Origin of the sequence: Pseudomonas sp. BYT-1 (assembly GCF_023611805.1) — a bacterium.
Classification (GTDB): domain Bacteria; phylum Pseudomonadota; class Gammaproteobacteria; order Pseudomonadales; family Pseudomonadaceae; genus Aquipseudomonas; species Aquipseudomonas guariconensis.
Genome location: NZ_CP072559.1, coordinates 4,280,887 through 4,293,263, shown reverse-complemented (window position 1 = coordinate 4,293,263; position 12,377 = coordinate 4,280,887). Strand labels below are relative to the sequence as shown.

General features: G+C 63.2%; 9 protein-coding genes. 6 read left to right on the top strand and 3 right to left on the bottom strand.

The window, feature by feature from the left end; all coding sequences use genetic code 11:
- Positions 1-131: 131 nt before the first annotated feature.
- A complete protein-coding gene (locus J5X93_RS20130; RefSeq protein ID WP_043214572.1) occupies positions 132-3,011 on the bottom strand; it encodes a ribonucleoside-diphosphate reductase subunit alpha in 2,880 nt (959 codons plus the stop codon).
- A gap of 778 nt (positions 3,012-3,789) precedes the next feature.
- Between J5X93_RS20130 and J5X93_RS20125 the strand changes: the two genes are divergently transcribed.
- Positions 3,790-4,503, top strand: a complete 714-nt coding sequence (locus J5X93_RS20125; protein ID WP_043214569.1) for a response regulator — start codon at positions 3,790-3,792, stop codon at positions 4,501-4,503.
- Between the two features lie 29 nt (positions 4,504-4,532).
- Entirely contained in the window at positions 4,533-6,098 is a 1,566-nt protein-coding gene (locus tag J5X93_RS20120; RefSeq protein ID WP_102082305.1) for an ATP-binding protein, read from the top strand.
- A 9-nt stretch (positions 6,099-6,107) separates the two neighbouring features.
- Here J5X93_RS20120 and J5X93_RS20115 read toward each other — a convergent pair whose 3' ends face one another.
- Positions 6,108-6,809 (bottom strand): 4'-phosphopantetheinyl transferase family protein, encoded by a 702-nt coding sequence (locus J5X93_RS20115; protein WP_043214567.1) that lies wholly within the window; start codon positions 6,807-6,809, stop codon positions 6,108-6,110.
- Positions 6,810-6,886: 77 nt separating this feature from the next.
- Positions 6,887-7,678, bottom strand: a complete 792-nt coding sequence (locus tag J5X93_RS20110) for a dienelactone hydrolase family protein (protein ID WP_102082302.1) — start codon at positions 7,676-7,678, stop codon at positions 6,887-6,889.
- A gap of 131 nt (positions 7,679-7,809) precedes the next feature.
- Here J5X93_RS20110 and J5X93_RS20105 point away from each other — a divergent pair, with 131 nt between their 5' ends.
- The 4 genes from J5X93_RS20105 (at position 7,810) to J5X93_RS20090 (ending at position 12,307) form a co-directional block, all read left to right on the top strand.
- The gene (locus J5X93_RS20105) at positions 7,810-8,412 is read left to right on the top strand and encodes an outer membrane beta-barrel protein (protein WP_043214562.1); all 603 of its coding nucleotides are present in this window, start codon (positions 7,810-7,812) and stop codon (positions 8,410-8,412) included.
- A 140-nt stretch (positions 8,413-8,552) separates the two neighbouring features.
- A complete protein-coding gene (locus tag J5X93_RS20100; protein WP_043214559.1) occupies positions 8,553-9,230 on the top strand; it encodes a response regulator in 678 nt (225 codons plus the stop codon).
- Entirely contained in the window at positions 9,227-10,573 is a 1,347-nt protein-coding gene (locus J5X93_RS20095) for an ATP-binding protein (protein ID WP_102082301.1), read from the top strand. The genes J5X93_RS20100 and J5X93_RS20095 overlap by 4 nt, the downstream gene beginning before the upstream one ends.
- Before the next feature lie 411 nt (positions 10,574-10,984).
- On the top strand, positions 10,985-12,307 hold the full coding sequence (locus J5X93_RS20090; RefSeq protein WP_250033938.1) for a dicarboxylate/amino acid:cation symporter: 1,323 nt from the start codon (positions 10,985-10,987) through the stop codon (positions 12,305-12,307).
- Positions 12,308-12,377 lie beyond the last annotated feature (70 nt).

Sequence of the window (12,377 nt, the reverse complement as noted above, 5' to 3'; positions counted from 1 at the left end):
CTAACCATCAGGTGTAATGGCTAGAAGTATAGATTTCCTCTATACCCCCTGTAAACGATAAAGACATAGTGTTTACAGGGGTTAGATAAGGTAGATCTAATCTAAAGTATACGTTTATTAGTATATCGGGCTCACTGGCAGGCTTCGCAGTCTGGCTCGTCGATCGCGCAGGCCTTAGGTACCGGGGCTGGGCCCGCTGCCTGGACCGGGGCGCTGTCGCCGCCGCTGGAAACAGCGTTGAGCTTGCCGGTGTTGATGGTCGACTTCTCGGTGCTGGTGGCGGCCAGGGCACGGAGGTAGTAGGTGGTCTTCAGACCACGGTACCAGGCCATGCGGTAGGTCACGTCCAGCTTCTTGCCCGAGGCGCCGGCGATGTACAGGTTCAGCGACTGGGCCTGGTCGATCCACTTCTGGCGACGGGAGGCGGCATCGACGATCCACTTGGTCTCGACTTCGAACGCGGTGGCGTACAGGTCCTTGAGCTCTTGCGGAATACGCTCGATCTGCTGCACAGAACCGTCGTAGTACTTCAGGTCATTGATCATGACCGAGTCCCACAGGCCGCGAGCCTTGAGGTCACGGACCAGGTACGGGTTGATCACGGTGAACTCGCCCGACAGGTTCGATTTGACGTACAGGTTCTGGTAGGTCGGCTCGATCGACTGCGAAACGCCGGTGATGTTGGCGATGGTCGCGGTCGGCGCGATGGCCATGATGTTCGAGTTGCGGATGCCTTTCTTGACGCGCTCGCGGACAGGGGCCCAGTCCAGGGACTCTTCCAGGTTGACGTCGATGTACTTGGCGCCACGGGCTTCGATCAGGATCTGCTGGCTGTCCAGCGGCAGGATGCCCTTGGACCACAGGGAGCCTTCGAAGGTCTGGTATGCGCCGCGCTCGTCGGCCAGGTCACAGGATGCCTGGATGGCGTAGTAGCTGACCGCTTCCATCGACTTGTCGGCGAACTCGACCGCAGCGTCCGAGCCGTAGGGGATGTGCTGCAGGTACAGTGCGTCCTGGAAGCCCATGATGCCCAGGCCGACCGGACGGTGCTTGAAGTTCGAGTTCTGCGCCTGGGGCACCGAGTAGTAGTTGATGTCGATCACGTTGTCGAGCATGCGCACGGCAGTCTTGACGGTACGCGCCAGTTTCGCGGTGTCCAGCTTGCCGTCGACGATGTGGTTCGGCAGGTTGATCGAACCCAGGTTGCACACGGCGATTTCATCGGCGTTGGTGTTCAGGGTGATCTCGGTGCACAGGTTCGAGCTGTGGACCACGCCCACGTGCTGCTGCGGCGAACGCAGGTTGCACGGGTCCTTGAAGGTCAGCCATGGGTGGCCGGTCTCGAACAGCATCGACAGCATCTTGCGCCACAGGTCTTTGGCCTGGACAGTCTTGAACACCTTGATCTTGTTGTACTCGGTCAGGGCTTCGTAGTACTCGTAGCGCTCTTCGAAGGCCTTGCCGGTCAGGTCGTGCAGATCAGGCACTTCCGAAGGCGAGAACAGGGTCCACTTGCCGTCGTCGAAGACGCGCTTCATGAACAGGTCCGGGATCCAGTTGGCGGTGTTCATGTCGTGGGTGCGACGACGGTCGTCACCGGTGTTCTTGCGCAGCTCGAGGAATTCCTCGATGTCCAGGTGCCAGGTTTCCAGGTAGGCGCAGACCGCGCCCTTGCGCTTGCCGCCCTGGTTGACCGCGACGGCGGTGTCGTTGACGACTTTCAGGAACGGCACGACGCCTTGCGACTTGCCGTTGGTGCCCTTGATGTACGAACCCAGGGCGCGTACCGGAGTCCAGTCATTGCCCAGGCCACCCGCAAACTTCGACAGCATGGCGTTGTCGTGGATGGCTTTGTAGATGCCCGACAGGTCATCCGGCACGGTGGTCAGGTAGCAGCTCGACAGCTGCGGACGCAGGGTACCGGCGTTGAACAGGGTCGGGGTCGAAGCCATGTAATCGAACGAGGAGAGCAGGTTGTAGAACTCGATCGCACGGGCTTCTTTGTCTTTTTCCTGCAGCGCCAGGCCCATGGCCACGCGCATGAAGAACACCTGTGGCAGCTCGAAACGTACGCCATCCTTGTGGATGAAGTAGCGGTCGTACAGGGTCTGCAGGCCCAGGTAGGTGAACTGTTGGTCACGCTCGTGCTCGATGGCCTTGCCCAGACGCTCCAGGTCGTAGCCTTTGAGGGCAGGGTCGAGCAGCTCGAACTCGACGCCTTTCTCGACGTAGGCCGGCAGGGCCTTGGCGTACAAGTCGGCCATTTCGTGGTGGGTGGCGCTGTCGGCCACGCCCAGGAAGCCCAGGGCCTCGGCACGCAGGGTGTCCATCAGCAGGCGCGCGGTGACGAAGGAGTAGTTCGGCTCGCGCTCGACCAGGGTACGGGCGGTCATAACCAGGGCGGTGTTGACGTCCTTGATGGCCACGCCGTCGTACAGGTTCTTCAGGGTGTCGCGCTGGATCAGCTCGCCATCGACTTCGGCCAGGCCTTCGCAGGCTTCGCTGATGATGGTGTTCAGGCGCGCCATGTCCAGCGGCGCCAGGCTGCCGTCGGCCAGGGTGATGCGGATGCTTGGGTGCGGCTCGACCACGGATTCGGTGTTGGCGCGGGTGGCACGCTCCTTGGCGCGCTGTTCGCGGTAGATCACATAGTCACGGGCGACTTTTTGCTCGCCGGCGCGCATCAGGGCCAGTTCGACCTGGTCCTGGATTTCCTCGATGTGGATGGTGCCACCCGATGGCATGCGACGTTTGAAGGTCGCGGTGACCTGCTCGGTCAGGCGAGCGACGGTGTCGTGGATGCGCGACGAGGCAGCGGCGGTGCCGCCTTCAACTGCGAGGAACGCCTTGGTGATGGCCACGGTGATCTTGTCGTCGGTGTAGGGAACGACAGTACCGTTACGCTTGATCACGCGCAGTTGACCGGGTGCGGTCGCGGCCAGATCCTGGTTCGAATCGGCGGCCTGCGGCACCTTGGCCTGCGGGTTCTCGCGAGTTGTGTCGGTTTGCATGGGTGGGTGTCTCCACAGTTTCTATATTGTTCAGGCGCCTTTGGGGCGCCCACCGTTCCATCCACTAGCCTGATGGCCACGCGCGGGGACGCGCATGCACGCGCATCCGCCCGCTCGGGCGTACCGACTTCGGGACAGACTCAGGAATAAGGGGCAATAACCTGCCGCTCCCTGGCCGAAGTCAAAGGTTTTGGGCTGAGCCCAAAAACTGTTGCTGATGAGTGCCAGGCCTGGCCTGCAACACCCATGCCCGAACAAGTCCCTGGATGGGCTTGCCTCGGTCGCCTCCGCAGGAGCGGTTTGGCTGTTGGAATCACGTTAAGTTCAGCCAGACAAATCGCTTGAACTTCTCTGTTGACTTGTGTTTGTGATTTTGCTCGAACCCCAATATCTAGTGGTTCGCTGCGATGGGGATACAAGATAATGCGGTATCAGGGGCTTTGCAAGGTGAGCGCCTGTGGATAACTTGTGCGTACTTTGTGTGTGATCCGTGGGTATTCGCTGTAGGCCTTGTCCTAGCTGGCCTTCACTTTTTTTCTGCGTTCCCATGCCCTGTCGCTGATTTTTTCGGGCGCGAACCCTATCACAAAAATCGTCTTGGCCGAGGGCCTGCGACAGGCGGCTTGGCGTGGTTGGCAGGGGCGAGGGTGGGACGTAGTATCCGGGGGCAATGTTGCCTTTTGGTGAACGGTGGCTGACGGGCCCGATGCCATCGCCGGTTGTACACTGCAACGCCAGCAGGCGGCTCCAGAACAAGAATAATCAGTGAAGGCGGACCATGGACCAGCCCAACAATCGGATTTTGATCGTCGAGGACGACCAGCGACTGGCGGAACTCACCGCCGAGTATCTGCAGGCCAACGGCTACGAGGTGGCAGTGGAGGGCGATGGCGGTCGGGCGGCGCGGCGTATCATCGACAGCCAGCCGGACCTTGTGATCCTCGACCTGATGCTGCCCGGCGAAGATGGCCTGAGCATCTGTCGACGCGTCCGCGGGCAATACGCCGGCCCCATCCTCATGCTCACCGCTCGCAGCGATGAACTCGATCAGGTCCAGGGCCTGGACATGGGCGCCGATGACTATGTGTGCAAACCGGTGCGTCCACGCTTGCTGCTGGCGCGCATCACCGCCTTGCTGCGGCGCAGCGAAGCCCCGCAGAGCAAGCGTCAGGAGCTGCAGTTCGGTGCATTGCGCATCGACAGCCGCGTGCGCGAGGCCTGGTTGGGCGAGCAGGCGATCGAACTGACCGGCGCCGAGTTCGACCTGCTCTGGTTGTTGAGCAGCAATGCCGGGCGGGTGTTGTCTCGCGAAGAGATCTTCACCTCCTTGCGTGGCGTCGGCTACGACGGCCAGGACCGCTCGATCGATGTGCGTATTTCCAAGATCCGCCCCAAGATAGGTGATGACCCGATCCACCCGCGTCTGATCAAGACCCTGCGTAGCAAGGGCTACCTGTTCGTCGGCGAGACCGCCCAGGCAGCGGCCCCGTGAATTCGATCTTCTTGCGCATTTACGGTGGCATGCTCGCCGTGCTGGTGCTGGTGGCAGTGCTTGGGGTGCTCAGCCTGCATCTGGTCAACCAGGTGCGCGCTGAACGGCACCGCGAGGGACTGGCCCAAGGCACCTTCAGCCTCATGGCGGACAACCTGGCCCTGCAAGATCCGGTCGAGCGCAAGCGCTCGCTGTTGATCTGGGAGCGCTTGCTCGGCGTGCCGCTGGACTTGCAGCCGGCCTCGGCCTTCACCTTGGATGGTGGCCAGCGCACGCGCCTTCGTCGGGGCCTGGTGGTGGTGGAAAAGACCGGCCCGCATGCCGTGCGCGTCTTGCGCCAGATCGGCGATGAAGACCAGCTGTTGGTGGCCCAGGTCAAGCAGGTCAGTGAACAGTTGGCCCGCGCCACGCTCTATCTACTGGCCGATGAGCTGGTGCGCTACCCGGTCGCCGAACAGCAGCGACGTCTGGCCGAGATCAGCAAGAGCAAGGGCTTTGGTTTCGACATCGCCCTGCAGCGCCTGGAGCGGGCAGGGCTGGACGACGACCAGCGGCGCCGGGTGGAGGAGGGCGACACGGTGATGGCGTTGGGCAAAGATGGCGATTCGGTGCGGGTGTTTTCCGGATTGACTGGCTCGCCCTGGGTGCTGGAGATCGGGCCGTTGCATCAGCTCAACCCGTATCCGCCGCAGTTGCTGGTCCTCATCGCCTTCCTTGGTTTGTGCCTGATCGGCCTGGTGGTGTACCTGCTGGTGCGCCAGCTGGAGCGACGCCTGTCGGGGCTGGAGGTCGCGGCCACGCGCATTGCCCAGGGCAGCCTGGAGACCCGCGTGCCCGAGGGGGACGCCGACTCGGTGGGGCGCCTGGCCGAGGCCTTCAATGGCATGGCCGAACATCTGCAGCGTTCCTTGACCATGCAGCGCGAGCTGGTGCGGGCGGTGTCCCATGAGTTGCGTACACCCGTGGCGCGCCTGCGCTTTGGCCTGGAAATGATCGAAAGCGCCAGCAACGAGCAGGCCAGGGCCAAGCACCTGGCTGGGATGGACAGCGACATCCAGGACCTGGACAAACTGGTGGACGAGATGCTGACCTACGCCCGCCTGGAGCAGGGCACACCGGCCTTGAAATTCCAGGCGGTGGACCTCGACGCCCTGCTCGAGCGCGTGATCCAGGAGCTGTCGCCGTTGCGGGTCGAGGTCAAGGTGGTACGCGGCGACTGCCAGGGTGCGGATGCGGCAGGCGCCTGGGTCGATGCCGAACCCCGCTACCTGCACCGGGCGCTGCAGAACCTGGTGGGCAATGCCATGCGGCACGCCGAATCCCAGGTCAGGTTGAGCTATCAATTGGGCCTGGAGCGCTGCCGCATTGATGTGGAAGACGATGGGCCCGGAATTCCCGAAGGGGTCTGGGATCGCATCTTCACCCCTTTCACCCGCCTCGACGACAGCCGTACCCGCGCCTCCGGCGGGCATGGCCTGGGGTTGTCGATCGTGCGCCGGATCATCTACTGGCACGGGGGCCGGGCAATGGTCGGACGCAGCGAGGCGTTGGGCGGGGCCTGCTTCAGCCTGATCTGGCCGAGCCACCGGCCGTAGGTCTAGGGGTTATACGTTGATCAGGCTGAGCAGGTAGCCATCCTGGACACAGAACTGACCTTCCAGCTCGCGGCCAGCCTGCCAGTCGGCTGAAAGGTCGGTGAGCAGGCGCAGGCGGGCATAACCCTCGACAGACCATTCCAGCAGCTCGGCGTGTTCGAAGTAGAAGCGCTGCCGGGTCAAGGGGTAGAGCGCTTTGAACAGGCTTTCCTTGAGTGAGAACGTCAACGTCACGCCCAGGCCGAGCTGGCTATAGTCCAGGCGCTGGAGCTCGGCGGGGGTGAGGATCTCGCCAGCCAGGCGTTCGGCGCGTTCGTCGTTCAGCAAGGATTCCTGGTCCAGGCCCAGGCCAGCGCTGTCGCCATCGGCCGCAACCACAGCGGCGGCCCAGCCTTTGCCATGGGTGATCGAGCCGTGAATGCCGGCCGGCCAGATCGGCGAACGGTCCTCATGGGTGGCGGGCACGTAGTCGCGTCCATCCAGCGCATGCAGCGCCGCACGTGCGCAGACCCGGCCTGCCAGGTACTCGGCCTGGCGCTTGGCCACCGAGCGCTGCAGGCTGGCGCTTTGTTCGATGCCGGCGCGCTGGAAGTCGTCCGGCGCCAGGCGCGCGGGGTCGAAGGTGCAACTGACCAGCACCGCGCCGGGAACCGGGCGGGGCAGGGGCCAGTGGTGCTTGAGGGGGGAGCAGCAGGTGGGGTGTCTGGTCATGGTGAGTATTGTGCCAGTGGCGCCCTGATGCGCAAACCAGGCGAGTGCCGCACCCTTGACTGCCACCCCGACAGTCTTCAGTCGAAGGATTTCTTGAGGAAGGCCTGCATGTCCGCCCACGAGCGGTCATCCGCCTCTTTGTTATAGCCAATGTCCGGCCCGCCATGGTCGCCGTGGCTCAAGCGGTCGGCATCGGGGTTGGTGAATCCATGCTTGGCTCCGGCAATGGAGACGAATGTCATGTCGGCGCCGGCGCTTTGCATTTCCTGCTTGAACGCTGCCACTTGCGCTGGCGGGATCATGCTGTCGGCCTCGCCGTGCTCTACCAGGATTTTCGCCCTGATCACACCCGGCTTGGCTGGCGTCTGAGTGGCCAGTGGGCCATGGAAGCTCACCACGGCGTCGAGTTTCTCGCCTCGGCGCGCGGCATCGAGCACTACCTTGCCGCCGAAGCAGTAACCCACCGCCGCCAACTGATGTTTATTGGTGTTGGGCTGGATTTTCAGCAGCTCAAGCCCCGCATCGAAGCGCCGTGCAGCAGCCTTGGGGTCCTTCGTCGCCGCCGCCATGAACGCTTGGGCGTCCTTCGGATGTTCGGTGTGCTTGCCATCGCCATACATGTCGATGGCCAGGGCGTTGTAACCCAGCGCCGCCAGGTCCCGGGCCCGGCGCTTGGCATAGCCGTTCAGCCCCCACCATTCATGCACCACGATAATGCCGGGGCGCTTGCCCTCGACTGCATCGTCGTAAGCGTAGTAGCCCACCAGGCGCTGGCCATCGGCGTCCTGATAGGGAATTTCGCGGGTCTGCACCGCCGCCTGGGCGACGGCAGCGCTGCACAACAGGGCCAGGGCAAGCAGGGAACGCATGGTCGGTACTCCTTGGGCAAAGGGTGCGATTCGTTCAGCCGGGGTTCAGTCAGGGTTCAGCCGCGGTTCAGGGCTCACTCCCTACTCTAGCCACCAGACACAGACATCGCATCCAACTGGAGTATCCCACCATGAAAACACTCAATACCTTGATGGTCGCCATGGCCGTATGTGCCGCCAGTCTCACCGCCCAGGCCGCCGATGACACCTTCGCCAGCCTCACCTATGGCCAGACCAGCGACAAGGTCCGCAAGTCCGGCCTGCTGCAACGCAACACCGATCACCTGAACGCCGACGGCATCATCGGCAAGGACGGCACCTGGGGCGTGCGCGTGGGCAAGATCAATGACGATGCCCGCTATTACCTGACCTACGACAATGTCTCGGGCGACCACAGTGGCATCAAGCTGCGCCAGGAAAACCTGCTTGGCAGCTACGATGCGTTCTTGCCGGTGGGCGACACCACCAAGCTGTTCGGTGGCGGCAGCCTGGGCTTGACCAAACTGTCCCAGGAATCCTCCGGTTACAGCCGTGACACCGATGTGGGTTATGCCGTAGGCCTGCAGGCCGGCGTTCTGCAGCAGATCACCAACAACGCCTCGGTGGAGCTGGGCTACCGTTACCTGCGCAGCAACGCCAGCACCGAACTGGCCGAACATGGCGGTCCCAAGGCAGGCACCCTGCGTCTGACCAGCAGCGCCCAGACCTACCTGTCGGCCAACTACACCTTCTGACCCACAGGAGGGGCCAGGGCAACGCTGGTATGCTGCACCGGTCCCTCCGCGACCAAGCCCGCTCCTGCCGCCAGGCGTCGTGCAGAAGCGGGCTTGACCGGCACGGGAGGCGGATACAGGTATGAATCAAGGAGAGTGACATGAAGCTGCTGGTGGTCGAGGACGAGGCGCTGCTACGCCACCACCTGTACACGCGCCTGGGCGAGAGCGGGCATGTGGTCGAGGCGGTGGCCAATGCCGAAGAGGCGCTCTACCAGGCCGAGCAATACAACCACGATTTGGCCGTGGTCGACCTCGGGCTGCCGGGCATGAGCGGTCTGGACCTGATCCGCCAGTTGCGCAGTCAGGGCAAGACCTTCCCGATCCTGATCCTCACCGCCCGCGGCAACTGGCAGGACAAGGTCGAAGGCCTGGCTGCCGGGGCCGACGACTATGTGGTCAAGCCGTTCCAGTTCGAAGAGCTGGAGGCGCGCCTGAATGCCTTGCTGCGCCGCTCCAGCGGTTTCACCCAGTCGACCATCGCGGCAGGGCCCCTGGTGCTGGACCTCAATCGCAAGCAGGCGACCTTGGACGAGCAACCGCTTGCCCTGACCGCCTATGAATACCGCATCCTCGAATACCTCATGCGCCATCACCAGCAAGTGGTGGCCAAGGATCGTCTGATGGAGCAGCTCTACCCCGATGACGAGGAGCGCGATCCGAATGTCATCGAGGTGCTGGTCGGTCGTCTGCGACGCAAGCTCGAGGGCGACCGTGGTTTCAAACCGATCGACACGGTGCGTGGCCTGGGTTACCTGTTCACCGAGCGCTGCCGATGATCCGCTCCCTGCGGGTGCGCCTGATGCTGGCGGCGGCGCTGTTGGCGTTGTTGTTCATGCTGGCGCTGCTACCGGCCCTGCAAAAGACCTTCAGCCTGGCGTTGCAGGAGTCGATCGAACAGCGCTTGGCCTCGGATGTGACCACCTTGATTTCCGCCGCGCGGATCGAGCAGGGGCGGCTGCAGATGCCCGAGCAGTTGCCCGACGAGCGCTACAACCTGCCCTACACCGGCCTGCTCGGCTACATCTTCGATCGCCAGGGTGCTCTGGTGTGGCGTTCGCGCGCCACCAACGGGCAGAACATCAACTACCGCCCCCGATATGACGGGCGCGGCAATGAGTTCGCCCGGATCCACCAGGATGACGGCGAGGAATTCTTCGTCTACGACGTGGAGGTCAAGCTGCTCGGGGGCAAGAGTGCCGCATTCAGTATCGTGGCGCTGCAGCCGGTGCGTGAGTACCAGCACACCCTCGATGGCCTGCGTGAAAAACTCTACTTGGGTTTCGGGGCGGCCCTGCTGGCGCTGATGGTGCTGTTATGGGCCGGCCTGACCTGGGGGCTTCGTTCGTTGCGCAGGCTGAGCCTGGAGCTTGACGAAGTGGAAGCGGGTGCGCGTGATGGCCTGAGCGGCGAGCACCCGCGTGAACTGCTGCGCCTGACCGGCTCGCTCAACCGCCTGCTGCGCAGCGAACGTGAGCAGCGCCAGCGCTACCGCGATTCGCTCGATGACCTGGCGCACAGCCTCAAGACGCCCCTTGCGGTGCTGCAGGGCGTCGGTGAAAGCCTCGGCCAGGGTGACAGCGAACGCGAGCAGGCGCGGGTGCTGCAAAGCCAGATCGAACGCATGAGCCAGCAGATCGACTACCAACTGCAGCGCGCCAGCCTGCGCAAGAGCGGTCTGGTCCGTCATCGGGTGCAACTACGACCGGTGCTCGACAGCCTGTGCAACACGCTGGACAAGGTCTATCGCGACAAGCGCGTGGCCGTCAGCCTCGACATGCCCCCGGATGCTTGGGTGCCGATGGAGCAAGGGGCAGCGCTGGAGCTGTTCGGCAACCTGCTGGAGAACGCTTATCGGCTGAGCCTCGGCCAGGTGCGTGTGAGCCTGCAACAAGCGCCTGGGCAGTTGGTGCTATGCGTCGAAGACGATGGCCCTGGCGTACCGGGCAGTCAGCGTGAGCGCATTCTCAAACGGGGCGAACGGCTCGATCGGCAGCATCCGGGGCAGGGCATCGGCCTGGCGGTGGTCAAGGACATCATCGACAGCTATGACGCCGAGCTGAGCCTGGATGATTCGACACTGGGAGGCGCGGCGTTCCGGATCGTGTTCCATCTGGACTGAAACCCACTGAGGCGCTACGCGGCACGTCCCAAGGCCTCACCCACCCTGGGGCTTGTGGATCCTGTGGGATTTACTCCGAAGTTAACGCCACAGGGCGAGCCGGCCGGGGTACGTTCTCCCTTCCTGGGCGGATTCCCGCCAACAGCCTTGTTCCAAACCCGCCAATGGGCGGAAATCCGCCAACCTCAAACTGCGCGCCTGCCCCGCCATGGGGCGCCGAAAGCCCCGAAATCCGCGGGCTGCACTGATTGCGAGCATTTTGGCATCGGCCTTGCTATCGACCTGGCAGAGGCCTGTCACAAGGCAGCTCGAACACAACGACAAATCCCTCCAAGTGCAGGAGGGTTCGCGCTTTAGGTGCCCCAACGCCCTGGGAAGGGTGGGCTCGGCACACTTGAGGAAAAACTAGCCATGACGACACGTCAGCCGTTGTACAAATCCCTGTATGTCCAGGTGTTGGTCGCCATCACCATCGGTATCCTGCTCGGTCACTACTACCCGGAAACCGGCGTAGCCCTCAAACCCCTGGGCGACGGGTTCGTCAAACTGATCAAGATGGTCATCGCCCCGATCATCTTCTGCACCGTCGTCAGCGGCATCGCTGGCATGCAGAGCATGAAGTCGGTCGGCAAGACCGGTGGCTATGCGCTGCTGTACTTCGAGATCGTTTCCACCATCGCCTTGATCATCGGCCTGGTCGTGGTCAACGTGGTCCAGCCCGGTGCCGGCATGCATGTCGACGTCAGCACCCTGAACGCCAGCAGCGTCGCCGCCTACGCCGCCGCAGGCGCGCAGCAGACCACCGTGGGCTTCCTGCTCAACATCATCCCCAACACCGTGGTGGGCGCATTCGCCAATGGCGATATCCTGCAGGTGCTGATGTTCTCCGTGCTGTTCGGCTTTGCCCTGCACCGCCTGGGCAGCTACGGCAAGCCGGTGCTGGACCTGATCGACCGCTTCGCCCATGTCATGTTCAACATCATCAACATGATCATGAAGCTGGCTCCGGTCGGCGCTTTCGGCGCCATGGCCTTCACCATCGGCCAGTATGGTGTGGGCTCGTTGGTGCAGCTGAGCTACCTGATGATCTGCTTCTACGTCACCTGCCTGCTGTTCATCCTGGTGGTGCTGGGCGGTATCTGCCGGTTCCATGGCTTCAGCGTACTCAAGCTGATCCGCTACATTCGTGAAGAGCTGATGATCGTGCTCGGCACCTCCTCCTCGGAATCGGCCATGCCACGCATGCTGGCCAAGATGGAGCGCCTGGGTGCCAAGAAGTCGGTGGTCGGCCTGGTGATCCCTACCGGCTACTCGTTCAACCTGGATGGCACCTCGATCTACCTGACCATGGCTGCGGTGTTCATCGCCCAGGCTACCGACACCACCATGGATATCACCCACCAGATCACCCTGCTGCTGGTGCTGCTGATCGCCTCCAAGGGTGCAGCAGGCGTCACCGGTTCCGGCTTCATCGTGCTGGCCGCGACCCTGTCCGCCGTGGGCCACCTGCCGGTGGCAGGCCTGGCGCTGATCCTGGGTATCGACCGCTTCATGTCCGAGGCGCGTGCGCTGACCAACCTGATCGGCAACGCCGTGGCCACGGTAGTCGTGGCCAAGTGGGTCAACGAGCTGGACACCGACACGCTGCAGGCCGAGCTGGCCTCCGGTGGTTCGCCGCTGGTCGACCCTCGTCCGGTCGATGACTTGGGCGTGGCTGAAGGCCCGGCGCGCTGATTGCGTTGTGAAATCGAAGAAGGCGACCCTCGGGTCGCCTTCTTTATTTGTAATGCCTGCCGGCCTGTTC